The organism is Methylobacterium sp. WL6 (assembly GCF_008040095.1).
Taxonomy (GTDB): Bacteria; Pseudomonadota; Alphaproteobacteria; order Rhizobiales; family Beijerinckiaceae; genus Methylobacterium.
In genome coordinates this window covers 1-24659 of sequence record NZ_VRVH01000047.1, presented here as the reverse complement: position 1 = coordinate 24659, position 24659 = coordinate 1, and the positions used below count along the sequence as shown (strand labels likewise).

The 24659-nt window shown below is 61.9% G+C and carries 28 protein-coding genes and 4 pseudogenes; 15 read left to right on the top strand and 17 right to left on the bottom strand.

What is annotated here, in order from left to right; genetic code table 11:
* Nucleotides 1-284 precede the first annotated feature (284 nt).
* Nucleotides 285-2111, top strand: coding sequence for a sodium:proton antiporter (locus FV230_RS09485; RefSeq protein ID WP_147842185.1), 1827 nt, complete (start codon nt 285-287; stop codon nt 2109-2111).
* A gap of 90 nt (nt 2112-2201) precedes the next feature.
* On the opposite strand, the pseudogene FV230_RS09480 reads toward FV230_RS09485, so the two are convergent.
* A pseudogene (locus FV230_RS09480) lies at nt 2202-2372 on the bottom strand (carbohydrate porin); the annotation flags it as partial.
* Nucleotides 2373-2754: 382 nt separating this feature from the next.
* Here FV230_RS09480 and FV230_RS09470 point away from each other — a divergent pair.
* Nucleotides 2755-3057: a hypothetical protein gene (locus tag FV230_RS09470; protein ID WP_147842183.1), complete on the top strand. Its 303-nt coding sequence runs from the start codon at nt 2755-2757 to the stop codon at nt 3055-3057.
* A gap of 17 nt (nt 3058-3074) precedes the next feature.
* On the opposite strand, the gene FV230_RS09465 is transcribed toward FV230_RS09470, so the two are convergent.
* From FV230_RS09465 to FV230_RS09450, 4 genes are all read right to left on the bottom strand, one after another.
* Nucleotides 3075-3359 carry a PilZ domain-containing protein gene (locus tag FV230_RS09465; protein WP_147842182.1) on the bottom strand — a complete coding sequence of 95 codons (285 nt, stop codon included), beginning with the start codon at nt 3357-3359 and terminating at the stop codon, nt 3075-3077.
* Nucleotides 3359-3784, bottom strand: coding sequence for a PilZ domain-containing protein (locus FV230_RS09460; protein ID WP_147842181.1), 426 nt, complete (start codon nt 3782-3784; stop codon nt 3359-3361). The genes FV230_RS09465 and FV230_RS09460 overlap by 1 nt, the downstream gene beginning before the upstream one ends.
* A gap of 401 nt (nt 3785-4185) precedes the next feature.
* Nucleotides 4186-4581, bottom strand: a complete 396-nt coding sequence (locus FV230_RS09455; protein WP_147842180.1) for a hypothetical protein — start codon at nt 4579-4581, stop codon at nt 4186-4188.
* 253 nt (nt 4582-4834) lie between these two features.
* The gene (locus FV230_RS09450; protein ID WP_147842179.1) at nt 4835-5116 is read right to left on the bottom strand and encodes a hypothetical protein; all 282 of its coding nucleotides are present in this window, start codon (nt 5114-5116) and stop codon (nt 4835-4837) included.
* Nucleotides 5117-5406: 290 nt separating this feature from the next.
* On the opposite strand from FV230_RS09450, the gene FV230_RS09445 reads away from it, so the two are divergent.
* The 3 genes and pseudogenes from FV230_RS09445 to FV230_RS29540 all read left to right on the top strand — a co-directional run bounded on the left by FV230_RS09445 (nt 5407) and on the right by FV230_RS29540 (nt 7859).
* A complete protein-coding gene (locus tag FV230_RS09445; protein ID WP_147842178.1) occupies nt 5407-6213 on the top strand; it encodes a class I SAM-dependent methyltransferase in 807 nt (268 codons plus the stop codon).
* Nucleotides 6214-6315: 102 nt separating this feature from the next.
* Nucleotides 6316-7412, top strand: a pseudogene (locus tag FV230_RS09440) (IS630 family transposase).
* Nucleotides 7413-7676: 264 nt separating this feature from the next.
* Nucleotides 7677-7859, top strand: coding sequence for a hypothetical protein (locus tag FV230_RS29540; RefSeq protein ID WP_187275455.1), 183 nt, complete (start codon nt 7677-7679; stop codon nt 7857-7859).
* Nucleotides 7860-7886: 27 nt separating this feature from the next.
* Here the strand turns inward: FV230_RS29540 and FV230_RS09430 are convergent, their stop codons facing one another.
* The 3 genes and pseudogenes from FV230_RS09430 to FV230_RS09415 form a co-directional block, all read right to left on the bottom strand.
* On the bottom strand, nt 7887-8858 hold the full coding sequence (locus tag FV230_RS09430; protein ID WP_147842176.1) for a BLUF domain-containing protein: 972 nt from the start codon (nt 8856-8858) through the stop codon (nt 7887-7889).
* Between the two features lie 28 nt (nt 8859-8886).
* Entirely contained in the window at nt 8887-10530 is a 1644-nt protein-coding gene (locus FV230_RS09425; RefSeq protein ID WP_246694809.1) for an EAL domain-containing protein, read from the bottom strand.
* Nucleotides 10531-11436: 906 nt separating this feature from the next.
* Nucleotides 11437-11544: pseudogene (locus tag FV230_RS09415) on the bottom strand (IS481 family transposase); the annotation flags it as partial.
* Between the two features lie 658 nt (nt 11545-12202).
* Between FV230_RS09415 and FV230_RS29535 the strand changes: the two are divergent.
* The 4 genes from FV230_RS29535 (at nt 12203) to FV230_RS09395 (ending at nt 16652) form a co-directional block, all read left to right on the top strand.
* The gene (locus FV230_RS29535; protein WP_210248620.1) at nt 12203-12547 is read left to right on the top strand and encodes a PilZ domain-containing protein; all 345 of its coding nucleotides are present in this window, start codon (nt 12203-12205) and stop codon (nt 12545-12547) included.
* Nucleotides 12544-15216, top strand: coding sequence for an EAL domain-containing protein (locus tag FV230_RS09405; RefSeq protein WP_147842173.1), 2673 nt, complete (start codon nt 12544-12546; stop codon nt 15214-15216). Before FV230_RS29535 ends, FV230_RS09405 begins: the two co-directional genes overlap by 4 nt.
* The gene (locus FV230_RS09400) at nt 15213-15824 is read left to right on the top strand and encodes a PilZ domain-containing protein (RefSeq protein WP_147842172.1); all 612 of its coding nucleotides are present in this window, start codon (nt 15213-15215) and stop codon (nt 15822-15824) included. The genes FV230_RS09405 and FV230_RS09400 overlap by 4 nt, the downstream gene beginning before the upstream one ends.
* Nucleotides 15825-16433: 609 nt before the next feature.
* Nucleotides 16434-16652: a hypothetical protein gene (locus FV230_RS09395; protein WP_147842171.1), complete on the top strand. Its 219-nt coding sequence runs from the start codon at nt 16434-16436 to the stop codon at nt 16650-16652.
* Nucleotides 16653-16669: 17 nt separating this feature from the next.
* Here the strand turns inward: FV230_RS09395 and FV230_RS09390 are convergent, their stop codons facing one another.
* Nucleotides 16670-17401, bottom strand: a complete 732-nt coding sequence (locus FV230_RS09390) for a Crp/Fnr family transcriptional regulator (protein ID WP_147842170.1) — start codon at nt 17399-17401, stop codon at nt 16670-16672.
* A 225-nt stretch (nt 17402-17626) separates the two neighbouring features.
* Nucleotides 17627-17866, bottom strand: coding sequence for a hypothetical protein (locus FV230_RS09385; RefSeq protein WP_147725373.1), 240 nt, complete (start codon nt 17864-17866; stop codon nt 17627-17629).
* A 158-nt stretch (nt 17867-18024) separates the two neighbouring features.
* Between FV230_RS09385 and FV230_RS09380 the strand changes: the two genes are divergently transcribed.
* Nucleotides 18025-18222, top strand: a complete 198-nt coding sequence (locus tag FV230_RS09380) for a hypothetical protein (RefSeq protein ID WP_147842169.1) — start codon at nt 18025-18027, stop codon at nt 18220-18222.
* Between the two features lie 34 nt (nt 18223-18256).
* On the opposite strand, the gene FV230_RS09375 is transcribed toward FV230_RS09380, so the two are convergent.
* Nucleotides 18257-18505, bottom strand: a complete 249-nt coding sequence (locus FV230_RS09375; RefSeq protein ID WP_147842168.1) for a hypothetical protein — start codon at nt 18503-18505, stop codon at nt 18257-18259.
* A 129-nt stretch (nt 18506-18634) separates the two neighbouring features.
* On the opposite strand from FV230_RS09375, the gene FV230_RS09370 reads away from it, so the two are divergent.
* Both FV230_RS09370 and FV230_RS30665 read left to right on the top strand, forming a co-directional pair.
* A complete protein-coding gene (locus FV230_RS09370; RefSeq protein ID WP_147842167.1) occupies nt 18635-18892 on the top strand; it encodes a helix-turn-helix domain-containing protein in 258 nt (85 codons plus the stop codon).
* Nucleotides 18889-19008 (top strand): DUF3500 domain-containing protein, encoded by a 120-nt coding sequence (locus FV230_RS30665; RefSeq protein WP_246686690.1) that lies wholly within the window; start codon nt 18889-18891, stop codon nt 19006-19008. Before FV230_RS09370 ends, FV230_RS30665 begins: the two co-directional genes overlap by 4 nt.
* A gap of 211 nt (nt 19009-19219) precedes the next feature.
* On the opposite strand, the gene FV230_RS09365 is transcribed toward FV230_RS30665, so the two are convergent.
* Nucleotides 19220-19840 (bottom strand): recombinase family protein, encoded by a 621-nt coding sequence (locus FV230_RS09365; protein WP_147842166.1) that lies wholly within the window; start codon nt 19838-19840, stop codon nt 19220-19222.
* A gap of 421 nt (nt 19841-20261) precedes the next feature.
* Between FV230_RS09365 and FV230_RS09360 the strand changes: the two genes are divergently transcribed.
* The 3 genes from FV230_RS09360 to FV230_RS09350 are packed head-to-tail and all read left to right on the top strand — an operon-like array spanning nt 20262 to nt 21366.
* A complete protein-coding gene (locus FV230_RS09360; RefSeq protein ID WP_147842165.1) occupies nt 20262-20510 on the top strand; it encodes an AbrB/MazE/SpoVT family DNA-binding domain-containing protein in 249 nt (82 codons plus the stop codon).
* Complete coding sequence (locus FV230_RS09355) at nt 20503-20895, top strand: type II toxin-antitoxin system VapC family toxin (protein ID WP_147725367.1); 393 nt, start codon at nt 20503-20505, stop codon at nt 20893-20895. The genes FV230_RS09360 and FV230_RS09355 overlap by 8 nt, the downstream gene beginning before the upstream one ends.
* 27 nt (nt 20896-20922) lie before the next feature.
* Nucleotides 20923-21366, top strand: a complete 444-nt coding sequence (locus FV230_RS09350; protein ID WP_147842164.1) for a hypothetical protein — start codon at nt 20923-20925, stop codon at nt 21364-21366.
* Here the strand turns inward: FV230_RS09350 and FV230_RS09345 are convergent.
* The 5 genes and pseudogenes from FV230_RS09345 to FV230_RS30660 all read right to left on the bottom strand — a co-directional run.
* Complete coding sequence (locus tag FV230_RS09345) at nt 21339-21791, bottom strand: hypothetical protein (protein ID WP_147725365.1); 453 nt, start codon at nt 21789-21791, stop codon at nt 21339-21341. The two genes, FV230_RS09350 and FV230_RS09345, sit on opposite strands and share 28 nt — an antisense overlap.
* A gap of 160 nt (nt 21792-21951) precedes the next feature.
* Nucleotides 21952-22101 (bottom strand): hypothetical protein, encoded by a 150-nt coding sequence (locus FV230_RS29530; protein WP_187275453.1) that lies wholly within the window; start codon nt 22099-22101, stop codon nt 21952-21954.
* Nucleotides 22098-22556 carry a hypothetical protein gene (locus tag FV230_RS29525; protein ID WP_187275002.1) on the bottom strand — a complete coding sequence of 153 codons (459 nt, stop codon included), beginning with the start codon at nt 22554-22556 and terminating at the stop codon, nt 22098-22100. The genes FV230_RS29530 and FV230_RS29525 overlap by 4 nt, the downstream gene beginning before the upstream one ends.
* Nucleotides 22557-22763: 207 nt before the next feature.
* Nucleotides 22764-23036: a hypothetical protein gene (locus FV230_RS09335; protein WP_246687975.1), complete on the bottom strand. Its 273-nt coding sequence runs from the start codon at nt 23034-23036 to the stop codon at nt 22764-22766.
* A 1383-nt stretch (nt 23037-24419) separates the two neighbouring features.
* Nucleotides 24420-24659: pseudogene (locus FV230_RS30660) on the bottom strand (hypothetical protein); the annotation flags it as partial.

Below are 24659 nucleotides of genomic sequence, written 5' to 3'. Positions count from 1 at the left end.
CTCGCGACGTCACCGCAGCCGAGCGTGACCGTCTGTCCGGGGCAGATCAGGTGCTGCGCAAGGGCGACACCAGCCTGCAGGACATTGCTACCGAGCTGCGCAAAATCGATAACCGCCAAACCGACGCCGGGGGTGCGACCGCGACAGGGGCCTTGGCGGGAATCCCATAAGCTCCAACCCGTAGTAGGGCATGTGATCCGACCCGCATGACGGCGGAGGTGCCGATCCCTCAACCGGTGAAGCGTCGGCCGGTCGCGACGACATGTTTGCCCGGAGGGAGATGGATGGAACACGGTTTGGCGACAGCCGTCCTTTGCATCGTGGGCGGTGGCATCGCCGCCCAGGTGCTCGCCGCGCGCCTACGCGTCCCCGCCATCGTGCTGCTGCTCGCGCTTGGGTTCCTTGTCGGACCCGTGCTCGGCTTGCTACACCCGTCCCGCGACTTCGGGGAGAACCTGCGCCCCTTGATCGGCTTGGCGGTCGCCATCGTAGTGTTCGAGGGGGGCCTTGCGCTCGACCTCCGCGAACTCAGGGCTTCCGGCGAAGGTGTTCTCCGGCTCACCGCCTTCGCGCTGCCCATCAACTTCGTCCTCGGCACCCTCGCGGCGCACCTCATCGGCGGGATGATGTGGGGCCCCGCGTCGGTGTTCGGCGCTATCCTCGTCGTGACCGGACCAACCGTGATCCTGCCGCTGCTGCGCCACGCCCGCCTGGAGCGCCGATCCGCCGCCTTCCTGAAATGGGAGGCCATCGTCAACGACCCGGTCGGGGCGATCCTCACGGCGGTCGTCATCGAGATCCTGGTGGGCGTGCCGCACGGTGCCGGCGAGACCCCGGCGGTCGCACTGGCGATCCACCTCGCCGAGGGCGTGCTGGTGGCGGGCGGCCTCGGCATTGGCTTCGCTCTATTGGTGGCCTGGGCGTTCCGGCGGGATCTCGTCCCGGAGACGCTCAAGACGCCGGTGCTGCTCGCGCTCGCACTCGTTGCCTACGTCGTACCGAACCTGCTCATGCACGAGGCCGGGCTGATCGGCGCGACCGTGTTCGGCATCGCCCTAGCGAACCGCCATGTGCCAGGCTTGGGCGAGTTGCGTCGGTTCAAGGAGGCGCTTGTCGTGCTTCTGGTGTCGTGCCTGTTCGTTGTGTTGACCGCCGACCTCGACCTCGGCGTCCTCGGCAAGTTGTCCCTGCCCATCCTCGCTCTTACGGCCGCCGTCCTGTTCGCGGTCCGCCCGGCCGCCATCTGGCTCGCGACGCTGGGCAGCGACCTGTCGCGGCGGGAGCGCCTGTTCGTGGGTTGGATCGGCCCCCGCGGCATCGTCGCGGCTGCCGTCGCAGGTTTGGCCGGGCCCCGTCTGAGCGAGGCGGGCTACGCCGGCGGCGATCTGATCCAGCCCACCGTATTCGCGGTCATCGTCGCCACGGTCATCCTCCACGGCTTCTCGCTGGGACCGCTGGCCCGGCGACTGAGCCTGTCTACCGCGGCCGAGACCCAGCGGCTCGCCGTCGTCGGAGCGTCCCCATGGGCGAGCGACATGGTCGTCGCCCTGCATCGCGCGGGCGTGCCGGTGGTACTGATCGACACCTATCCCGGCGCGCTCCAGGCCGCCCGTGACGCGGGTGTGCCAACGCTGCAGGCCGAGCTGCTGTCGCGGCATGCCGAGGAAGGTCTCGCCGACCACCCCCCGGACCATATGCTCGCTGCGACTCGGGACGAACTTTACAACGCGCTGGTGTGCACCAGACTTGCCCCCGAGATCGGCCGCGAGCGCGTCTACCAACTCGCGCCGTCGGCGGACCACCTCCTGCATGCGGACACGGGCGTCAGCCGGGATACCCGCGGCAAGGTACTCGGTGACGGCAAGATCGATTTCGATTCCCTAGCCGGGCGACACGAGGCCGGCGGGCGTTTCGAAGTCGTCCCCGCGAACGCGGGTGCGCAGACCAAAGCGGTCGCCCTGCTAATTATTAAGAAGGACGGCGTGGTCGAACTCCTCTCGGTCGACAACGAGCGTGCCGCCCCCAACGAGGGAGACCGCATGCTTACCTTCGCCACACCGAATATTCCTCGCCTCGATATGGCGGGAGAGCCGTCTCCAGCGCACGCCTGACGAGCGGTTTGCGTACACCGTTCAGGCTCACAGGGTTCGCTCTGGGGTCGGTTGGGCATTTTCGATGGCCCGCATGAAGTTGAACCTCGCTCAGTAGGTCAGCGTCGCCCGCAGGCCGACGACCGTGGCGTTCTTGATCCGCCGCCCAAGTTCGTCGCGTGGGTCCGGGATGTTGCCCCCCGGATAAAAGTTGTACTGCTGGTTCGGCTGAACCGTCACACGCGGGTCGAGGACGGCCTGGTACGTCGCCTCGAACAAGGCCTCGAACCGTCTGCATCGGGATCGCCATCAACCGCGTGATCGTCCGGCCGCTCGGGCGGGTGATGACCTTCGTCGAGCAGGTCGGTCAGGGCGACCTGTCCGGGACGCTTGGGGACGGCGCCCACAATGAGATCGGTCGCCTCGGGTGTCGGGCAAGGTCGCCAGCATCAATCCTGTTTAGGATGATTGGGCACGCCTGGGCTGTTGTGGCGGCCAAGCACAATGTGAGATGGCGGCTTATTGAAGAAACTTCATGGGGCGAGCGGAAAGCGCGCAACCTGACCTATATTTTTACTTTTCATTAACTTTGATATCTAATTCTGCGAATGCTATTTAAGTGCGCCGGCTGGCTCGCAGAGCATTGTAGGACCTGAAGTCTCGCTTGTATTTTCTCGGTTTTATAGGAATTCAAGGGATGCCAATTGATGCCACGCCCGATCCTGATGAAGTTCCCGTTCGGCATATTACAGGCGCTGTCAGTATCGTCCTAAACGGGCAGACCGTCGCGCTCAATTTGTTCACGGACCGGATGGCCGTGCTCATGGATGGCAGCGTGCAGCCTGATCCCATAGTTGCTGCGCGTCTACGCCTCGATCTGGCGATGGCCAGAGAAATCCGCGATCAGCTCGATGCCCACCTCAGCGGTCTGACGACAAGTCCAAGAGGTAGTTTGAAGTTGAACTGATGCCTTTCGCTGAAGGGCTAATTTGCTTGGAAATCCCATGGTTTCGAAATGAACTGAACCCCGATTGCCGCGCTTTCCCGACGCACGATCCTGCAGGTATGCTGAACGTCATCAGCGTCGATCAGCAGCGTGAACGCCTCCGGCAGCCCGATTGCTGACGGTAGGGTGAGCTTTGCCCCCACGTCTGAGACGTTTCGAACTATGCAGTCCATCACTGATGCCCCATTGGGGAAGATGATCTTGGCGGCCTTCAGAACTCGCTTGCGCGGCGCACTGCGGCGCTCGATCTCTGGATGTCCCATCACAGCACCACCCGTTCATTGAAGGTCGTTGGGCTGTATGGAAGCTTGAAACGAACAGCGATCCCGTCCGCAGTGTGTCGGACGACAGTGGCGAACCGCTTCCCGACGGTAACAGCTGAACCAGGATCAGGTCGTTCGCTCATCGTAAGGGCCACACCTGACATCGAAAGATCAACGATCTCTGCGCCGACGGTCTGACCGTTCGATAGCGTGACGCTCACAGCGCGCCGGGTGGGTACGATCCGGGGATCATTCCGCTGATCGGCCGTGTCGTTGGCGTGAGCACGAAGCCAAGCGAGGCGATCATCGATCCTCGCTTTGCGCGCTGCACTGGCTTCGACGAGCAGAGTGAAACCAGCGGAGCTTACTTCGCTGATCCGCCCAGGCACCACGCCGATTGCATCAAGATAGCACGTCGCCTTCATGCCAGGGCGGACCGCTGGTAGCCCGCCTCGCCTTCTTACTTCGACGCGTGCACTTGTTGAGATGATGGCGACGCATGTCGCTTCGCTGCCCGTCTCTAGAAGAAATCTTCCATAAGTTTCAATCACGAGCCGTCGTACATATAACTAGATTGCTATTACCGTCCCTATATAGCAACTTATACGTTTACAAATTATCTCAGGTTGAACGGGCTGCTAAAATTGCTCCAAAGGCAACCTGGCTGCAGCGGGCTTCACGAAAACCCGCTCCCCGCATGATCCTTGAAAGCGTTCGCCGGCTTGACGTGTCCAGGCACCGTGCGCGGATCGCGGTGTCCGGATGAGCCCCTGATCTGGGTGAGATCAGCGCCCCGGTCGGCCGTACCGGAAGCGACGTTCAGCCTTCAACCCAGAATGTCGAGGGTCTGGAGCCACGCATGACACAGGGTGGGCCAGACACTTGCGGGCGTGCCCGGCTCCCCAATGCCGAAACCATGGCCGCCCTTGCTGGAGCGGTGGAACTCGACCAGGACGCTCATGTGCCGACAGGCCGTGTCGAGGATGCGGCTGTTCTCCGGACTGATCACGGGATCGTCGTCGGTCTGCGCGAGGAAGAGCGGCGGGCAGCTCGGACGCAACTGTGTCTGGAGCGACCAGGCGGTCCGCGCTTCGGGCTTCGGCTGCTCGCCGACGAGGTTCCGCCGGGTGCCCGTGTTGTCGTAAGGCGGCTCCAGCGTGACGACCGGATAGATCAGGGCCGCGAAGTCGGGACGGGCCAACTGCCGGTCGATCTCGTCCACCGGCGCGTAGGTGCGTAGGCCGGCACGCACTCGGTGGCACAGCGATCGCTCAAGGCCATGGCGTGGAGCACTTCCGTTTCACGCTCATTCCTACCCGAGTCGCACTTAGCCCCGCCGGCATCCGCCGCGCGGGGCTCTTTCGTTCTCCGTTAACCAGCCCGCGCTACGACCCGGCCATCGAAGGGGTTCCTCTGGCCCTAACATCACCTCAGCCCGCCCGGTAGCCGCCGTGGCGGGCTTTTTCGTACCTGCACTACCCCTCGCCCGGATACACCCCGGTCGCCCGCCATATCCGAATCCGCAGCAGACGGATCTGCGCGCGCCGCAGCGCCGAGCCGGCATAGCCCTTAAGCGCTGGATCGCCTGGCAGCCTCAGGATCTTGCGGTTGTTCCGGCAAGTCCGGACAGCTCGCGTGCGGTGCCAGACGATCTGCTCAGCCAGTGAGGCGCGTTCGTACAATTGATTGAAGCCCTCGCAGATCTCGCGGATCTCGGGAGCAAGTTCGTCCGTCAGGTCGGTTTTCTCCATCCGCATCGCGGCTTCCCCTGCGATCTCGGATGGAACTGTCGCTCAACGAGCGCCCCCGCGCCAGCGAAGCGAAGCGAAACCTTCCACTAGGATGAACGTATCCAACCTCAAGGAACTCGTCAGACAAGCCCGCCCGGCGTCCGCCGCGGCGGGCTTTCCATGAGTCTAAGCTCGAAATCCGCTAGCGCCTACGGAGAACATCTGATGACAGCTCGCTTTTGTCTCTCTTCAGATATCAGATTGAAACACCACCGCTCTATCGCCTCTCAGGGCTGTCCCAACGTATAGGAACGAGGATGGTGTTCATCGCGGAGAACTTGATAGCTTGCAAGGATTGGATGCCGCCCGTGTCACCCGAAGCTCCGTTACGCCCTCCTGCAGCTACCATTGCCGAAGATCGCGGCGTTCACATCGCCGTCGACGAAACGCTGCTATCGAGCAGCGACGAGAAAGAACTCGTGTTCTGGTCAACGGATCGCGGTGAGGGGCCCGAGGCTGACCTCTTCGAGAACGTGATCTACAAATCGCGGGTCATGATTGTGTTCCAGTCCCTACTGGATCGCCTGCAAATCCGACCGGGCGATCAGGTTCTCGAACTAGGCGCGGGCCACGGATGGGCCAGCGTAATGGCGAAATCTCGGGTTCCGACAGCCCACTTCGCCGCCACCGATCTCAGTACGGATGCAATCCGTACATCCGAGATCTATGAATGCCTGATCGGTGCACGGCTCGATGAGAAGTGGGCCTGCTCCGCCGTGTCGTTACCGTTCAGCGACAACCGCTTCGATCTCGTGTTCTGCTTTACGGCCTTCGACCACTTCATCATCGGTCTGCGCTACGAGGCTGTCCTGCGGCAAGTGCATCGCGTGCTCAAGCCGGGCGGGCGGCTCGTGATGCTCTACGAACCGTCTGCACCGCCGATCATCTACGGCCGCGCCAAACGCCGGACCGAGAGTAAGCGCCACGTCGCCCAGGTCGACGAGGACTTTATCCTGATCGAACGGCTGCGCCGGGACGCGGAAACCTTCTGTTTCGACGTCAAGGTCGAGTTCCACCCGGAGTACAGTCAAAGGATCGGGATCGCATCAACGGTCTATTACTAGGTCCTGTCCGCATTCCCGCTTCTACAGAAATTCCTGCCCTGTACGATTAATACCAAGCCCCGTTGAATGTGACTCACGCGAGGTAGCATCGCGATCCAGGTCGTGATTCACTTTTCAGGTTTGGAGCCTGAGGAGGATGTAATGGCGGCTCCGGTGCCACTGCAATCGGATTATGATGCCGGAGCTTTGCGCGCTCTGACCAAGGTATCGCGCAATCCGGCCTAGATCCGCCTCCTGTTGGCGCTATCGGTGATCTCGGCTGGCGGCTCGCGCTTGGAGGCGGCCGAGATCGGCGGGGTCGGGTTGCAGACGGTGCGGGACTGGGTGTTGGCCTTCAACGCGGCCGGTCCGGACGGGCTGATCGACGGCAAGGCGCCTGGTGCCCGTCCGCGCCTGAACGCCGGGCAGCGCGATTTCCTGAAGGCCCTAATCGAACAAGATCCGACGTCCGCCGCTCATGGCGTAGTGCGCTGGCGCTTGTGCGATCTGGCACAGATCCTGGTCGAGGATCTGGGCGTGTCGATCTCCGAGCAAACCTTGAGCCGGGTCTTGCGGGCGATGGGCTACCGCAAGTTCTCAGCCCGTCCGCGCCATCACGCCCAGGACCCGGACGCCGCAGCTGTTTTTATAAAAGCTTCCTCCACCGTCTGGCGCAGATCGGGCAGGCTGTCGGCGGCAAACCCGTAGAGGTCTGGTTCTGCGACGAGGCGCGGGTCGGCCAGAAGAACACCCTGACCCGGCGTTGGGCAGCACGCGGAACGCGCCCCTCGGCTCCCAAGGATCAGCGCACGCAGTCAGCCTACATCTTTGGGGCGATTTGCCCGGCCCAAGGCGTCGGCGTGGGCTTGGTCATGCCCCGTTGCACCACGTCGGCCATGGCCCATCACCTCGAAGAAATCTCCGCAACCGTCGCGCCTGGCGCCCACGCTGTCCTCCCGCTCGATCAGGCTGGCTGGCACACCACGAAGAAGCTGCTCGGTCCAGGCAACATCACCCTGCTGCCTCTTCCGGCTCGTTCGCCCGAACTCAACCCGGTCGAGAACCTCTGGCAGTTCATGCGCGAGAATTGGCTCGGCAACCGGATCTTCCAATCCCACGCCGACATCCTCGACCACTGCTGCGACGCCTGGAACAAGATCGTCGCCCAGCCCTGGCGCATCATGTCCATCGGAATGCGCCGATGGACCCATGGGTTCTGATCAACGAGGGTTGGTATAAGCTGATGGGGCTGCTGAGGAACCAGCAACCTTACCCTGCCCCTGGCACTCCCGTGTGTGCTGCAACCGAGTGAGCAGGTTGTCGGATAGGCGGTGCCGGGCCATCTTGGATCACTGTCGGCCGCGCTTGGTTCGGTCTGGAGACCTACCCCTTATGGCTCGCCTCGAACTGTCCGTCCTGTCGCTCGCCTTTGGTGTGACCATGCTGGCCACGCCGGTTTTGGCGCTATCGCCAAGGACTGTTCCGTGAAGTACCAAGCCGCCAAGCAGGCTGGCACATTGAACGGGCAAGGGAACGACTTCCAGAAGGCTGAGTGCGCGGCACCGGCTGATACGTCCACAACCCCCACCGCGAACCCATTCTCTGCCATCCTGGTCATCGTGGTCAGCATCGGGCGTATGGAAGGCAAAAGCGCGATGGCAGTCTAAGGCTTCCATTGCCTACTCGACCTTTCCTCAGGCAACAACTCTTATCGAAGCGCCTTGGCCGTGAGCCATGGAAGCCTCGGCTTCTGTCGGATCCGAATTGCTCTCTAGTTCACCGGCTTCCCGGTCGATCGCTTTTACCAGCAATTGAGCACGCCAAGCCCAAAGATCTCTTTCGCGACGGATCTCGTCCGACTGCTTCTGCTCGAAGGCGAGGGCGATGTGCAGATCATCGAGGTCATTGCGAAGGTCGGTCGTGCGCTGACGCTCTTCGGCGAGAGCATCCCGCAGGAGGGCTAGGACCGCATCGAGTTTGCTGGGATCCGCCTTCAAGGCTTCGGATCGGGCGAGTTCGGGTTTCGCCGGCGCGCGCTTGAACGACGGGGCCGCTTCATCCCGATAGCGCAAGTGGGTGACCGGCTCCGCCTCGGTCGAAGCTTGGAAGGCGCAGCCGGGTTGCAGCAGCTCTGCGCGAACGCGCTCGACGTCCAATCCTATGGAGGGTGTTTCGGCCGTCTTGGAGATGTCGACTGTTTTAGGCGGCTCGGCAGGAACGGGCGTGGCGGCCGGGAGGCCTTCCTCATCCAGCACCAAGTCGTGCAGCATGGCGAAAACCGCGTCGCCGTCGAGCCGGGTCAGATCGAAGCCGCTCGCGGCGGCGATCCCCTCCCAACGGGTGTGGCCGGTCGCAGACTGGCCCACGAAGGCCATCGACCAGTTCGTGAAGCTGCGGCTCTTTGCTGGGCCGCATTGCAGAACCGTCACGTCGCCGTGGCGCGGGTCGCATTGGATGCGCTCGAAGGTGCTCTCGACGCCCGGCTGCGGGCCTTCCAGCACCTGCGCGAAAGCCCCTGCGTTGAACATCAGCGCACCGGTGACGTCGACCTTGGCGTTGTTGCGCTGAGACGCGGCCAGGATTTGCGAGACGGCCTCGGCGATCTCGGCATCCGTTCCCTGCAGGTGGTTCTTGCTGGCATAGACGAGGCGGTAGAGATCACTCACGACGAAAAACTCCAGGCGGAAAGATCGGTCAGTAGGTTGTGAGGTCGGCGGACAGGAACTTCAGAACCTCGGAGGCGGGAACGGGCTTGCTGATCAGGTAGCCCTGAACATCGGTGCAGCCCTCCGCGCGGATGCGCTCCATTTGGTCAGCCGTCTCGACGCCCTCGGCGACGGTGGTCATGCCGAGGCTCTTGCCGAGACCGGCAATGGCGCGAATGATCGCCTCGCCATCGCGCTTACCCGATAGATCCGCGATGAAAGAGCGGTCGATCTTGATTTTGTCGAAGGGGAAGCTGCGCAGGTAGCTCAGGGACGAGTAGCCGGTTCCGAAGTCATCCATCGACACACGCACGCCGAGTTCGCGCAGGCGGTGCAAGGTTTGTAGGGTTTTCTCGCTATGCTGCAGGAGGACGCCCTCGGTGATCTCCACCTCGAGGCGCGTGGCGGGCAGCCCGGATGCGGCGAGCGCCGACATGATCATCTCAACGAGACGCTCGCTCTTGAACTGGGCCGGCGAGACGTTGACCGCGACCGAAAGTGGGGCTGGCCAGGTCACCGCATCGCGGCAGGCTTGGCGCATGACCCATTCGCCAATCGGCACGATCAGGCCGATTTCTTCGGCCAACGGGATGAAATCGAGGGGCGAAACCATCCCGCGTACCGGGTGCTGCCAGCGGATCAGCGCCTCGCAGCCCACCAGCCGGTTGCCTTCCAATTGAAGCTGCGGCTGGTAGTGCAGCTGGAACTCACGACGCGCCAGCGCTTGGCGCATGTCGAGTTCGAGCTGCCGGCGCGCCTGCATGCGTGCATCCATCTCCGGCTCGAAGAAACGGTAGGTGGCTCGCCCGTCGAGCTTGGCCCGGTAGAGTGCAAGGTCGGCGTTCTTCAGAAGGGTGTCGGCATCGCTGCCGTCGCCCGGCGCGAGCGCAACGCCCACGCTCGCTCCGATAGTGAGCAGGTGGCCGTCGACCATGTAGGTCCGTCCGATCAGGTCCACGAGGCGGCGGGCCAGCGCCTGCGTGTTGGCGGCCTCCTGAATGCCGGTCTGCAAGATAACGAACTCATCGCCGCCGATCCGTGCTACGGTATCGGTCGGCCGCACGGTGGAGCGCAGTCGATCGGCAACCTTCTTCAGCAGGGCATCACCCATCGGATGACCCAACGTGTCGTTGACGGGCTTGAACCGGTCTAGGTCGATCAGCAGGACGGCACACGCCTCGCCAGTGCGCTGCAGGCGCCCGATTGATTCCTTGAGGCGCTCACGCAGGAGAAGCCGGTTCGGCAGGCCTGTGAGCGGATCGTGCCGAGCCATTTCGTCGGCCTGAACTTCGGCGGCCCGACGCGCGGTGACGTCCTCGAACGTGATTGCCCATCCTTGATCGGCGACGGGGTATAGGCCGATGCCCAGGAGGCGTTCATGAAGCGTAATCTCGAAGGTAGAGCTTTCGGCTTGTGCAAAGGAACGACGCAGCAGCGCTCGCACTTGCTCCCAATGATCTCCCGCGCTCTTGCGAACGATGCGAAGGACGTGTCGGACAGAAGAGCCTGCCGAAATTAGTGCTTTGTTACTGCTGAGAAGGCTTAGCGACTGACCAGAGACGAGGATGACGCGCCCATGTTCGTCGATCAGCAGCAAGCCATGCCGAACAGAGTTCAGGTAGGGCAGCAGCATCGGCAATGCCGTGGCAACGCTCCGGAGGCTGGATTGCTCAGGTGCTTCGTCGTACATAGATTTGGAAACAACGCGTAAGGGCGAAAGCATGGCATGAAGCCTTCAGGTCGCACACGACCTGCGCACAAGCGCGTACGAGCGATCAGGCCGATCATAGCGAGAGACAGCTAAGTCTTTCTTAAGTCGCTATTTCAACTTCTGAAAAAATTGTTTCCGCAACTTTCTGCGTCGATTAATCTCATCCATTGACTAGGCAATGATATCGCTCGTACCAAACAGCGGTAATGAAGATTTTCAAAAGCAAAGGAATTTTTTGAATGCTACGATAATGTCTTGAATTTCTGTCAAGTTGTAATTGGTTGAGACAGGCCAGCAAAAACTCGCCTAAATAAAACGGCTATTACATTTTCTTTTGTGTCGGTTATCCGACCGATTTACGGACATATGGGCGGAATGGGGCAACGTCGCCGAATTGGCTTGGCCTTTTCGGCCTTGGTAAGAGCTATAAATGCTCCCATGCCTATCCTGACCGACCGCCAAAGGATCGAACTCGCAATCCCGGCCTACCTTCTCTACGCACTAACGGGGGCGTCGAACGTGTTCGTCCTCGTTGATTCCGATCTGGCCGCCAGAGCTGAAGCGGATGTCGCGGAGCTACGTGGTAACCTACGGACCGCTTCGCTGGAGCCGTTTGCTGATCTGCCACCTCTCAACAGGCAGGCGCTCATACGTCGCCTGGAGCGCCTCAAACGGATCGCGGCTACCGATTGGCACCAGCGCCCAGCCTTGAGCCTCATGCTGATGCTCTGGTGCTTCCTCAAGGATCTCACCGAGGGTAAGGTTCTGATCCTGTGGGCGCTGGTTGGCGACCGAGGTCCGCAACCTCCACTTGGCGACTGTCTTCTAGTTGGTCCCGTAGCGTTTCGAGAGCGCCCTCAGACTCGCTTGACTATGCTGGATCGCTCGACGGACCGCCTCCGTCATTGTGGCGCTGCCGTGAAGAACCTGGCCCATAGCGCGTCCCTCCACTCCGACGTGAAGATTGCACCATCAAATGCCGGGATCAAACAGGTAGCCTGGGGCAGGCAACTTAAGCGCATACGCGGTGGCGATGCCATGCCTGGGTCGTAGCTCCGCAGCTTCATCGACCTACAACAACCACCCGCTACCAGATATGGACGACCTCGCTCGAGCGATTGAATAAATTATAGAGAATATTATCCTTCTGCTTATATGTTTGACTTTATGGTACATAGGCAGCATGCCTTATTTGAATTAACTTTTTGAAGATAAGTTACCTGCATAGCTTATGTCTATTAGCGGCTATAGGTACGCTGCGAGATTGACCAAGCGTGCTTGTCATCACATTTCAGCATACGGACGGGGGATGGCACAAGAAAGATCCGGGGCGGAGAAATCCCTCCCCTTCGATTGCGCGCGATCGCATGACGCTCAAACGACGCAACCTAGTGAACCTATCACAGGACGTGCCCTGCTTCCCACCGGTGAGGAAGTCTCCTGTACCGTCGTGATGTACTCCCCTTTGCGGGGAGAGATCAGCGTTCAGGCCAAACCTACCTCGGGGCAGGTTGTCGTCTGTGTCCTCGACAACGTCGGCATTCTCGTTGGGAAGGTTGTAGAGCCAACTCCCCGAGGGGTCATGGTAGATTTCATGATCAAGCAGAGCCACCGGGACAGGTTTGCCGCGCAGCTGGAATCCCACACTGTTCAGGCAGCTCAGATCCGGAAGCTACGTAGTGCGCCCCGACTCGTGCCATTTCACCAGTTCGTCGAAGTTCGTCTCGCCGAGACTGTCGTCTTCGTGGGGACGATCCTCAACATCTCGATATCCGGCGCTAAAATCACGTTGCGCCCCAATCCCGGGCTGTTCGTCGGCGCGCTTGTCCGCATCGGATCACGCCTCGCCACCGTTGTCCGCGCGATCGAGGGCGGCATCGCCGTCCAGTTCGTCGAGCCATTCCCCGCGGACAACTTCGACGAACGGATACGGCCATGATCGCATCGCGTCTCCGCATCCCATTCGGCCTTTGGATGCCTCGGGTCCTTGCACGCTGCTCACTACGCACGATCGGTTATGGCCAGCGCCTACGCCTGTCGGCGCTTGCTGTCGGCATCATCATCCCCGCGTTCTTCGGGCACACGCTATGGTCGCATCGGACCCTCGAATTCATCGACGCCGAGCGTGAGGTCGCCAACACCGCCCTCACCCTGAAGCACCACGCTGCCCGCACCATCGAGATCACCGACGAACGCCTGCAGATTGTCACCTCCCTCGTCGCACTCCATGCTCATGATCTGGGATCCGAGGCGATGCACATCGCCTTGCGCAAGCAGCTTGCCCGGTCGCACGACCTTGGCAACATCGTCGTCACCGACCGCGATGGCCGCGCGGTGGCCGAGGCCGCCGTCTTTCCAGTTCGATCCCTCGACGTGCACGAGCGGGACTACTTCCAGAAACTGCGTGGACAGATCGATGACAGTTTGGCCATCGGTCGTCCGATCATCGGAAGTTTGAGCGGTAAGCCCATGCTGCCGATCGCCCGCCGCCTGGTCGGGCCGGATGGCGCATTCATCGGCATGGTTCAGGCCATGCTCGATATCGCATCGTTCCAGGCCGTCTACGACGCCGTCGACAACGAACCCGGCGCGATCCTCAGCCTATGGCGTGCCGACGGCATTCTGCTCGTACGCTCGCCGCACGCCTCGGAGACGATCGGCCGAAACTTCGCCGCCTCGGACAACTACCGCCACCATGCGGCTACAGGTGATACCAAACCGTTTTGGGCGACCGGCCTCACCAACGGGAACGAGCGTGTCATCGCGCACGGTTTCGTGGAGGGCTACCCGCTCTACGTTGCAGCCTCACTGTCGAAAGATGAGGTCCTTGCCCCATGGTACCGCCTGGCCCTGACCCAAGGGATCTTGGGCGGCGGGCTCGCAGTGGTCCTTGTCAGTGCCCTCCTCCTTCTAGCTCGTGAGACCGAACGGCGTCAGGTTGCCAGCATGCAGATCCGACTGCTCGCCGACAACGTCGCAGACGTGTTCGTACTGGGGGGTCTGGATAAGCTCCCGCTCTACGTATCTCCCGCCGCCCGGATCGTGCTGGGCTACGAGCCGGGGGACCTCGTCGGGCGTGACCCGGTCGAACACCTTCACCCCGACGATCGAGCGGTTTTCGCCGACCACTGGGCCAAGCTCGGGGATGAGGAGTCGCCCGGGACCTGCCGCGTGCGTCACCGCCATGTTGACGGGCACTACGTCTGGATCGAAGCATCGGTCAGCTTGATGCTCGACCCGAACGACGGTTGTGCAACAGGGTACGTCGCCGCTTTGCGCGACGTGACGGCCCACCGCGAGACGGAGGAGCGGATGCGGCACATGGCGCTGCACGATGCGCTGACCGGTCTGCCCAACCGCATCCTGCTCCACGACCGTTTGGACCAAGCTATTGCCTACACAGACCGGACCCAGAGCACGTTCGCCGTGATGGCCTGCGACCTCGACCGGTTCAAGGCGATCAACGACAGTCTCGGCCACCCGGCGGGCGACGCCCTGCTCCGCGTCGTGGCCGAGCGGATGCAGGCGGTCGTACGATCCTACGACACCGTCGCTCGGCTAGGGGGCGACGAGTTCGCGATCGTGCTTCCGCATCTTGCCGAGCCGTGTTCAGCCAATGCCATCGCCAACCGTCTGATCGCGGCGGTGAGCGAGCCGATCGACCTGGATGGACACAAGGTCGAGATCGGCGTCAGCATCGGGTTTACGGTCTGTACCGGCGGTGACGTTGGTGCCGACGAGTTGTTCAAGCGCGCCGACATCGCACTCTACGAAGCCAAGGCGGCGGGGCGAAGCACCTCTCGTGAGTTCTGTGCCGAAGCGGGCGCCCGCATCGCCACACACGGCCAACTTGGTCTCGACATGAAGGAGGCGATCCGGTGCGGGGAGTTCCGACTCGTCTACCAACCGGTCGTGCAAGCTGACACAGGGACCGTCGTCGCCTTCGAGGCGCTGATGCGCTGGCGCCATCCGGTTCGTGGTGAGATCTCACCCGCCGTCTTCATCCCCGTAGCCGAGGAGACCGGACTGATCGTGCCGCTCGGCGTCTGGGCGTTGCAGGAAGCCTGTCGTGAGGCGATGCATTGGCCTGCGCACGTTCGCGTCGCCGTCAACGTCTCGGCCGTGCAGCTGCGGCGTGAGGGTTTGGAGACGGCGGTGTTGGCCGCTTTGGCCGCCAGTGGGCTATCGCCCAATCGGCTCAAGCTGGAGGTGACCGAGAGCGTGCTGATGCAGGATGCCGACGCGGCTCTGGCTTGCCTACACCGGCTCCGTGGTTTGGGCGTCCTCATCGCCCTCGACGACTTCGGCACCGGCTACTCGTCCCTGAGCTACCTGCGCCGCTTCCCGTTCGACAGGTTGAAGATCGACCGCGCCTTCATCCGTGACATCGCCGACCCGGATGCGGCTGCGATCGTGCGGGCGGTGGTTAGCCTTGGTGAGCGCCTTGGCATGGGTATCGTTGCCGAGGGTGTGGAGACCGCCGAGCAGCTCGACTTGGTCCGCCAGGAGGGGTGCCACGAGGTACAGGGCTTCCTGTTCAGCAGACCGCTCCCTGCCGACGAGGCTCTGGCGTATCTGCAGCTGCCGAGTGCGTTGGTGGCGGCATGAGCGGCTTGGGTGACGACGCGACGGTCGTTCGATCGACCAAAAACGCTGCAGCCATCGACCTTTCGATCCTATTGGGCCGCGTGATGGTCGAGGGCGGACCCGAATACCCCTGCCGAGCGCAGATCGACGACCTCGACGCGATCGCGATCCGGACGCAAGCGCCGGGTCGCCCGCGTGATGTCGCGGTATGCTACCTCGACAAGATCGGAGCCTTGCCGGGTCGGATTGGCATAACGGATGCGGAAGGGTTCACCCTTCATCCGACACTCAGTGCTGAACGCCGAGCACGCATCACCGTACGGTTGGCGTGGCATACGTCCCGAGCGGCATGGACAGCCGAACAACGGGCAGCACTGCGGATCGTACCCGAGTACCGCGACGTGATCGTGAGCTTGCCCGAGGAGCGCAGCCTTCAAGGATTGATCCTCGACGTATCGAGGACTGGGGCAAAAATCCAATTGCCGTTTGCCACCACTACGGCAGTCGGAACGTCCGTGACGGTGGGGAAGCGCTATGCAAGCGTGGTACGCGTCGAGGATGAGATAATCGCCGTGAAGTTTCGGCTGCCGTTCAGCGAGGGCACGTTCAATACGAGCATCCGGCTCTAGCTTGGAAGGGGCCTGCGTCTTCAGTCGCAAGGCCAGCGCCATACTCGACTGAAGTTGTAGATTGAAGGCGGCAGCACAAAAGCGAGAGCATCACATATCCTTGCGCGACCCTTTCTTGCTCAGGGTGATCCACGGGGACCCCGAAGGCGCGAAAGATGTTCATTCTCAGCCTGATGTGCCTCGTTTCGGGAGCGACGCTCGCTGGTGTTGCCCCAGACCGACCCATGAGACAGGCGACGTTCGAGAGCATGGACAGATGCCTGATCGTTGGTAGCCTGTGTCTGCTCGGCGTCGGGCTAGCGTGATTCCGTTAAAGGTAGTTCACCGTCGTGGGCTGACCAGGTGCCCAAGCCGGTTGGCCGCCTTCTAAGGCACTGGTCGACTCCACCGTCGTGAAGGCGCACCGCTAGGGTGCTGGAGCAAGCTGGCGTACCATCTCGCGCTCATGGCAGGCTTCCGTCCACACCCCAAGCGGCATATGTCCCTATGCCTGATGCCGCTGCACCGTGATCCGCCTATGCCTCATGGTGAAAGCGTAAAAGTTTTACACCCTGTCTCAAGAGGTATACATCTACAGCTGTAGACTGATGCAACCTCTAGGAGGTGGGCATGGACAATCCAGTAGATGCTGTTCGTCTGGCGAAGCTGTCTGCGATGGCCACCAGCCTCGGCATTCCCGTCGAGAGCTTTTTCACAGATACTGAAGCGGCTGAGTGCCTCTCCGGCGCGCGTGAGTGCGCCGAGCTTTGGGGCCGGATCAAAACCGCAGAAGGGCGCTGCCGTGCGTTAGCATACCTACGCGAACTCGTGGACGAGCCTCGCTCATGACGCGTTGATCGTTCGGACTACCGCGCTTCCGGGTGGTCGCTCCCCTCGATCAGTCGGGCGTACTCGGTTTCGGCCAGGCCGTAGCCGTCTCCCGCCAAGTCGAGCAGGCGCTCGCGGTCGATGATCTGGACGCGGCCCCGGCGCTTAGCCACAAGGCCGTCTTTCTCCAGCGTCCGCATCGCCATCGTAACACCGGGCCGTTCGACGCCCAGCATCAGCGACATGAACTCCTGCGTAACCGTGATCTCGTCGCCTTCGCCCCGATCATGGCACATCAGCAGCCAACGAGCGAGCCGGGTTGGCGTACCACCGCGGGCGTTCGCGAACGCGGTCTGCGCGGTCTGGATGATTTGAGCCTGGATATAGCGGTGCAGGAGACCGCGTAGGGTGGGACGCAGCGCCACTTCCGCGCGTAGGTCCGACACGTCAATCGCCAGTACGTGCCCAGCCGCTTGCACGAAATGGGTGTAAGGGCTGCGGTCGTCGTCAAGAAGGACTGGGGCGGCACCAACCAGGGCCTCGCGGCCGTGCAACCCGATCTCGACGCGACCGCTGGGCGCATCGGAGGTGACGGAGACGATGCCTGCCTCCACGAAGTGGACGGTCGCGATCTGTGTGTTGGATGAGATGAGTACCCGCCGGAGAGGTATCGCTTCGGGGTGCAGCGCAGGCACTAAGGCAGCGAAGTCCTCCGGCGGCAGCGCGCGAAGGAGGCGGTTGCGTACGCCAGCTTGCCGAAGATTTGCCATGCGTGCTCTCGCGCTAGGGGCAAGAGCACACGCTGTCCCTCAATCGTCAGCGCCCTGAAACGAGCCGACCACGAACATATCTGGTGATTGCGAGACAGAAAACAATTAGAAAAAACTGGACTGCTGCATTTATTGATTGATACCTAACATATATATGTCATGTTTTTACTTATCGCGCTTGGTCTCGTTCCCTGTCGTGGAACATAACAAGCCATCCGCGTCGTTTTAACGCTTCTCCGACCGCAGCACTTCGCGAGCGAACGCAAATACCACGTCGCGCCCCTTCGGCGATTTGATCGCCAGCCACGTCTGCATCAGCAGTGAAGCGTCCTTAGGATGGCCTGCGGTGGGCTGCTCGAAGAAAGAGGCTGGGGAACAGTCGAGTGCCTTTGCGATCCGGGCAAGCGTGCCACGATCACCCGTATGTAGAGCCAACCTCAGCCCGTCCGGCGTCGGCATGTCCATGGCACTTCCTTGCGCGGATCACCAGTCGGTTCGACCAGTGATACACCCTAGCATTGCAATGCAGATTGTAAAATAGTAAATAATAGACAATACTAGAGATAACCGCAAGATATGTAAATATTTTACATTAGATCACTCTAGATAGAAGGTGAGAATCAATGATCGACTTAGTTGGTCTGAACACAATTGCAGATGCGGTCCTGGCTGCACATGCGGATATAGAGAAGTTTGGTACAGATGAAATGAAGATTATAAGTCGAACGCTTCTTTTCACAGTCGGTAAGGAGATTGCACAGCGCAGTACAATTACTGATGAAACGCAGGATCTTCACTACGACGAACCTAAATGGTCTTGAGTTTAATTCGAAAAACAAGAGCAATTCGACGGCCTCATAATGCACCTGGCCCGAAAGCGTTCGTTGTGAGTTTGAAGTCGAGCCGGAACAGAGCTTCACCAGCTTGGTTCGTGACCTCCATCAGCCACGGCCTCCCATCGCGTTGCTTATCCGTATCAGCTTCGAGCAAGGCCCCAGCTAACAGCATAGCCTGCCGACGCGCTGCACTGATGTCGGCAAGGAACATGCCCTCGCGGTCCAGGGTGCTAGCGCCGTCATGAACGTTGAAATGGTAGTGAGGCATCCGGCTCACCGCATCAATAGGCGGGAGCAGGACACGCCCTCAGCCATCAGCGCCCAAACGTGTCAGCTGACGATGAATGAGAAAGTGGGTGATCTGTTGAACTGTTCCACGAATTAAGAACCTCAAGGGATGGACAACGAACCTTGGCAACTGCGGGCGCAGACCGCTGGCTTAGGGCAAAAGACCTTGGCCCGGCTGCTCGGGCGGCCGGTCAACACGATTTCGCGTCAGATCCGCGGACTGCACGGAGAAGTGCCACAACATCTCGTTGCCGTGATCGTGATGTGGAAGCGTCTGTCGGAGGCCGAGCGAAAGGCCTGGATCCACGACACGGAACGGGAGATGCGCCGCGAACGCCGGAAGCGGCTTGAGACCAATCAGCGGTGATTCTCCATCTTGAAAACGGCCAGCAGTTCCCGGTCGGCCGGCGTGATCTGACCATGCACGTCCACACGATCTACCGCGATCCCCAGAACGCCTACGGGCGGGCGCTGACGGCGTAGCCTTCGCGGCACGTCTGCTTTCAGCATGGAAATCGAAGGCGACTCCACTCTTCTCGGACATCTATCCTATCATTTCACGTGTCGGTTATTGGACCGTTTTCCTGACGAATTGGGTCGCGTACATATCTGCGGCCGTAAACGGCCGTTATCTTGTCAGGAAACGCTGCCTGATTGTCTTCCGTCGCAATATCCCGTCCCCGCAGACCATCGATCAAATGGTCTTTTGCCCAATAATCTTGAGAGCGTCGGCTCTGAACTGACCCTTGGGATCGACGTGTCGGTAAAGGGTTTGGCGGGTGATGCCGAGTTCGATGCAGAGGTCGGCGACCTTGGTCTCCGGCTGCCCCATTACGGCTTGCGCCAGTCGCAGCTTGGCCGGGGTCATCTTTGGTTTGCGACCGCCATTGCGGCCTCTGGCCCGCGCTGAGGCAAGGCCAGCCTTGGTCCGCTCGATGATCAACTCGCGCTCGAATTCTGCCAACGCTGCGAAGATCCCAAACACCAGCCGGCCATTGGCGGTGGTGGTGTCGATGTTGGCCCCCTGGCCTGTGAGCACCTTGAGCCCGACCCCACGCTTGGTCAGATCGTGGACGGTGTTGACGAGGTGGCGCAGGTCGCGGCCGAGGCGGTCGAGTTTCCAGATCGCGAGGGTGTCGCCCTCACGAAGCGCCTTGAGGCAGGCGTCGAGCCCAGGGCGAATGTCGCGTTTGCCGGAGGCATGATCCTCGTAGAAGCGCTCGGGTACGACGCCGGTGGCGAGGAGAGCGTCGCGCTGCAGGTCGGTCGTCTGCGAGCCGTCGGCCTTGGACACGCGCATGTAGCCGAGCAGCATGGGGTGGTGATCCTGTGCGGGCGTGACGGGCCACGCGTCGTGAGGCGGTATGACAATCAAGGGTCCGAGAGCCGCCGATCTGCGGTGCTCCCCCGTTCGTGCCTGTCACGCAAACGAGCGATTGCGTGACAGACATGCGCGAAACGCTCGATTCCCCCAAGATGTGTATCACAAGCCGTCACATCATCTAAGATCCATCAACGCACACGTAGCTTGAATATGTGACGTTTCAGCGCTCGGTTTGTGGAGGCCGCGACCAACTAGCTCGTAACGACCCATTTTACCGCCCGGCACTGAGGACATGTCCTAGACGTAAACCATCAGCGCAGCCGGAATTTATCGCTCACCACATCATCGCAGTTTTCAAACTATGATGACGTAGGTATGATTCTCAAAATCGGTACGGATAGGCGACGAGGCCATGGCATCGCAGGCGGTCAAAATCATTGATGGTGGCAAGCTGATCATCCCAGCTGCCTTCCGGCGCAAGCTCGGTATCGATACCGGGGATACCGTTGTGCTTGAACTGGGTGAGGATGGGCTCCACGTCCGATCGCTTTCATCCGCAGTTCGCTTGGCGCAGGAGATCGTACGCGAGTTCGTACCCAACGAGGTCAATCTTGCCGACGAGCTTGTGGCGGAACGGCGGATCGAGGCTGAGCGTGAGTGAGCTCTTCGTTCTCGACGCTTCAGCCCTGCTGTGCCTTCTCAAGGGGGAACATGGTGCGGAGCGGGTGATCGCGAGCTTGCCGCGGGCGTGGGTCAGTGCGGTCAATCTCTCCGAGGTCTACGCCAAGCTCGCGGATGCCGGCGGTGCGGAAGTGCGTATCGCCCAGGCGGTCGGTGGCTTGCACCTCCGGGTCGAGCCATTCGACGACACGCAAGCGCGTGCGGCGGGTATACTGCGGCCGATGACCAAGAACCTTGGACTGTCGCTCGGCGACCGTGCCTGTCTTGCACTCGCTCGGCAGCGGGGAGCGACAGCCTTGACCACCGATCGTGCCTGGACCGAGCTACCCGACACGCTTGGTATCGCGGTCGAGCTCATTCGCTGACAGTTTGGGCTGAGGATTGATCGAGCGATGCCGATCCGCCGGGAGCACCGCTTCTTCTACCCGATCGATTGGCCGCAGCTCTCGGCCACGATCCGCTTCGGGCGGGCAGGTGGTGCTTGTGAGGGCTGCGGCCGGCCGCACGGGCAGACCGTCTACCATCTCGGTGATGGGCGCTGGTGGGACGCCGGCATTGGCGCCTGGCGCGATGGGCAGGGCCGTCCGCTGCGCAGCCTCCCAACCATCGAGGATCTCGGCCTCATCCGTACGACGCGGGTCGTGCTGGCCGCGGCACACCGCGATCACGACACCGCCAACAACCTCGACCGTAACCTCGTGGCCTTCTGCCAACGCTGCCACATCAACCACGACCGCCCGGAGCATAAACGCCGACGCTGGCGCACCCTGTTCCGCCGCCGGGCGATGGGGGATCTGTTCCGTGGGCCCTACCCGACCGCGAACAGGTCGAGCTGAAGAGCCGATCCCTGCCGCCTGCCCCGTCGGCCACCCCGTGGAAGCGGCTTGATTGCCGGCAGGGCTCCAGTCCCCCTGGCATGCAGTACGGCGCCGATGATCCGACAGCCGTCGCCTGGGTGATACACGTAGGCACGGCAGCCATCGGCGTGCAGGATCTCCTGGACCACCGCCTCGTCATCGGGACGGGCCTGCAGGGCTTTCAGCAGACACATCAGCCCCAGCGAGGCGACATTCGAGAAGTAGAACTCGCGCTGATACCCGGTCCAAACCTGGCGCTGTGCGCCGACGCTAGTTCGGGCGAACGGATTGTGGGGCGCAAACACCGTACCCGCATCCAGGACGAAGGCCGCGATCGCATCGCGGTCAGCGATATGCAGCGCGGTCCGGATTGATGCGGCGAGCTGGCGCTGAGCGATAGGCACGCGATATTGTCCTCATACCGTCACGAAGTGAGATCGGCCCGAGCCACTACAGAGGCATGATCGATCTTGGTTCGGCGTGTTTCGTGAAAAAGAAGGCTCAAAGATCCAAAAAGCGTCCCGATCGAGCTGGTTTGGCTATGTCCTTGCGAAACAAATCGTTTTACGAATTGACGCCATGCCACAGCTTGCAGGCGTACCCGTTTCCGGGTTCGAACTTCGGGTCCTGCGTCGTCCCCGTGATGGTAGCGGGCGTATCGAGACGCAGCGCATCCACATCGAGGCGGGTTCGGGAGATCAGGCGATCGCTCAAGGGAGGTTTCTCGCCGAGGCGATCCTCGAGGGCTGGACCGGTGTGGCCATGCTTACCAACGAAGCTGGGGCTTTGGTCTGGTCAATGCGCAGGGACATGCCGCCGCCTGCAGCGCCGGGCATGATTTGATCGCAGCCCACCGGCTTCAGGTCGGTGTGATGAAGGCCGGAGAGATGCTGGCTCGGCACCGAGGCCCGCTCGATGCGCAGTGTCCACAGACGCCAGGGCGTTTCCAGCGGCAAAAAATCGGCCTCGTCGAGCACGTGCTCGGCGTGGTTGCCATGCCGGACCACCATGCGGAACGCGACCTCACTTGGCGGCCCGATCAGCACAACCGTCAGGGTGTTGAAGCCGTCGTGCAGCCACGACGTAACGTCGTGATGGAAGCCATCCTCCGTCGGATCGTGCCCCTCCAGCGCAGGCTGGGTCACCGCGAAAGTGTTGAGGCTGACCATAGCGCGGCTCCCCGCACCCCACAGCGTGAGGCGCAGCCGCTCCCCGGCTCGAATGTGCATGCTGTGCCCCGTTTCAAGGGCCAAACTGACTGCTTCGCGGGTTTTCCACAACGGGAACAGGGCGTGAACGGCAACGCTTCGTTAACCTTGCGGCCGGCACGCTGAAGCGCCCCTAGCCCGACGATCCGCCAGGCGATCCGGCAACCGTTAAACCGTAACGCGGTCGGGCCCGGCCTCCCGTGTCGCCCGCATCGGTAAGTGGCGCACGCCGCCGGTCTGCGCGTCACCCGACTGCCCCTTGGCGAACCGCCCCTTACCAGCCGCCCCCGCCTCGGCCACGAGGGACGGGAATTCGGTGAGGCGGTGGGTCGAATCGATCTCCAGGATCGTGGCATCGGGCACCGCCTCGGCGAGGCCGCAGGTGACCGTGCTCTTGCCGACGCCGGCGGTTTCCTGGGCGACGAGGAGGATGCGGGGCATGGGGTTTAGTCCTACTTGAACAGGTGGGCGTGCCGGTCGGTCTGCATCCGGCGGATCTCGGCCTCGCTCGGAGGGCCTTCCGCGGCCAGCTCCGGGGAACGCGACCGCAGCTCGGGAGCGAGACGGCTCACGCAATCGTCCCGCGGCAGGGTCGAGGATAGGGTGGGTCGGAGGCCGACACGCGTCGGTGCCGGTTCGGTATGTACCCCCAAGGACCGCATCAACCCGTGCCCAGCGGGTGGCCTCGCGCGCAAGCCGGCGCGCGGCCTGCCAGCGCACGCTAGAGATCACGCCGGTGAGGTCGCGTCCGTCGGCGGGGCGGAACCCTTGCGCGGTCAGCCTAGTCGCGGGCAGACCGCCGGGCGGGAGCTGGAGGGTGCGTACGTCCGCCGCCGCGGTCTCGCCTTCGAGGCGGCGCAGATCGAAGCGGGGACCCTTGGCCATGGTGCCGACGTAGACCGGGCCGGGTTGTGGACGGTTGCAGCGGACCACTCGAATGCGGACCTGCGCGGTAAGCTCGCGTTAGGACATGGCTGCCAGCGGCAAGAAAACGGTCGGGCACGGCCCATTGGCTGAGCACCGGATCCCCGGTCCGGCGCGACCGGCAAAAATCAGCCCATATCACCCGATGAATCTACCGCCCCCTTCTTCCTCGGATGGTGTGAGGTCTGAAGCTACTTCAGACTGCGCGTCGGGTCGTCCCTCGGATGTCGATCGACTTGGCTCCGGTTTGCCTGCCATTCCTGTTGGGACTTTGCCGGCCTTGCTCCGAGCATATCGGACGATCTGCACGTGTCGCACCCGCATCGTGCGCGTCGCCGAGCGCCTTTATGCTCCGGACTATGGCTGAGCTGTTGCCGGCATCACAGTTTCTTGCATTCGGTAGACGGCGCGGCTGGTGCGCCTATGTCCGTGCGTTGAGACAGGTCGTATGCTGGGCATATCGGACGGTTGTCGCGCCGCTGACCACCCCATGTTGGCATCGTTATCGCGGGGATCATCAAGCGTTCGATCGTCGGCCTGGAGTTGGCGATCGCCCCACGTTTGGCCAATCTAAGTAGTCACGTTACAATAGCTTTTCGGACTTATGGCCACAAACGGCTCACCGAAGTTGCGTGATGTGTGCTGACAACGAGAGCCCGCATCTCCCAACCAAGAACGGCACGGTGGAGGTCACAAGCCGTCCACTCAGCCGAGGGTGATCCACGGCGAGAAGGAAGGGGACGACGGAGACACAATTCACCGGTCGAACCATCTGACAAAGCCCACCACGAGCCTGATATCAGTATTCTGATACAGGGAGACAGTGGATCCGGCACGTCCGACCCAGGGGACTCTCAAGTCCGACGACGATCACCGCGTAGGTCCGCGCTCGAGCTCACGCTACAGCCAAGGGCGTCCGAGCTCTTGTGTCGGCTTCAATACACCGCCAGGACCCACTAGCCTCGCCACCATGAGCGATGCGCCGATCGCACCCCCTGGGTTCGGCAGGTAGCTGTATGGTCCCGGGATGAGGTGTGACGGGTCGATCCTGAAGCGATTGGGCTCTTTCGTCCAGGCGTTCAGGATGAACTCGGTGGGTGTCAGGCCCCGCAGGGTCTTGAGCCGACGAGCGTGATTGTA

Excerpts from the sequence above, each read along its gene's own strand:
- FV230_RS09465 (WP_147842182.1), bottom strand. The coding sequence starts at position 3,359 with ATGGGACATCCAGAGATCGAGCGCCGCAGTGCGCCGCGCAAGCGAGTT.
- FV230_RS09400 (WP_147842172.1), top strand. The coding sequence starts at position 15,213 with ATGAGCGGCTTGGGTGACGACGCGACGGTCGTTCGATCGACCAAAAAC.
- FV230_RS09405 (WP_147842173.1), top strand. The coding sequence starts at position 12,544 with ATGATCGCATCGCGTCTCCGCATCCCATTCGGCCTTTGGATGCCTCGG.
- FV230_RS09360 (WP_147842165.1), top strand. The coding sequence starts at position 20,262 with ATGGCATCGCAGGCGGTCAAAATCATTGATGGTGGCAAGCTGATCATC.
- FV230_RS09365 (WP_147842166.1), bottom strand. The coding sequence starts at position 19,840 with ATGCTGCTCGGCTACATGCGCGTGTCCAAGGCCGACGGCTCGCAGACG.
- FV230_RS09460 (WP_147842181.1), bottom strand. The coding sequence starts at position 3,784 with ATGAAGGCGACGTGCTATCTTGATGCAATCGGCGTGGTGCCTGGGCGG.
- FV230_RS09385 (WP_147725373.1), bottom strand. The coding sequence starts at position 17,866 with ATGGACATGCCGACGCCGGACGGGCTGAGGTTGGCTCTACATACGGGT.
- FV230_RS09380 (WP_147842169.1), top strand. The coding sequence starts at position 18,025 with ATGATCGACTTAGTTGGTCTGAACACAATTGCAGATGCGGTCCTGGCT.
- FV230_RS09425 (WP_246694809.1), bottom strand. The coding sequence starts at position 10,530 with ATGCTGCTGCCCTACCTGAACTCTGTTCGGCATGGCTTGCTGCTGATC.
- FV230_RS29535 (WP_210248620.1), top strand. The coding sequence starts at position 12,203 with ATGATCAAGCAGAGCCACCGGGACAGGTTTGCCGCGCAGCTGGAATCC.
- FV230_RS29525 (WP_187275002.1), bottom strand. The coding sequence starts at position 22,556 with ATGGTCAGCCTCAACACTTTCGCGGTGACCCAGCCTGCGCTGGAGGGG.
- FV230_RS09390 (WP_147842170.1), bottom strand. The coding sequence starts at position 17,401 with ATGGCAAATCTTCGGCAAGCTGGCGTACGCAACCGCCTCCTTCGCGCG.
- FV230_RS09450 (WP_147842179.1), bottom strand. The coding sequence starts at position 5,116 with ATGCGGATGGAGAAAACCGACCTGACGGACGAACTTGCTCCCGAGATC.
- FV230_RS09335 (WP_246687975.1), bottom strand. The coding sequence starts at position 23,036 with ATGCCCCGCATCCTCCTCGTCGCCCAGGAAACCGCCGGCGTCGGCAAG.
- FV230_RS09395 (WP_147842171.1), top strand. The coding sequence starts at position 16,434 with ATGGACAATCCAGTAGATGCTGTTCGTCTGGCGAAGCTGTCTGCGATG.
- FV230_RS09445 (WP_147842178.1), top strand. The coding sequence starts at position 5,407 with ATGGTGTTCATCGCGGAGAACTTGATAGCTTGCAAGGATTGGATGCCG.
- FV230_RS09370 (WP_147842167.1), top strand. The coding sequence starts at position 18,635 with ATGGACAACGAACCTTGGCAACTGCGGGCGCAGACCGCTGGCTTAGGG.
- FV230_RS09350 (WP_147842164.1), top strand. The coding sequence starts at position 20,923 with ATGCCGATCCGCCGGGAGCACCGCTTCTTCTACCCGATCGATTGGCCG.
- FV230_RS09485 (WP_147842185.1), top strand. The coding sequence starts at position 285 with ATGGAACACGGTTTGGCGACAGCCGTCCTTTGCATCGTGGGCGGTGGC.
- FV230_RS09375 (WP_147842168.1), bottom strand. The coding sequence starts at position 18,505 with ATGCCTCACTACCATTTCAACGTTCATGACGGCGCTAGCACCCTGGAC.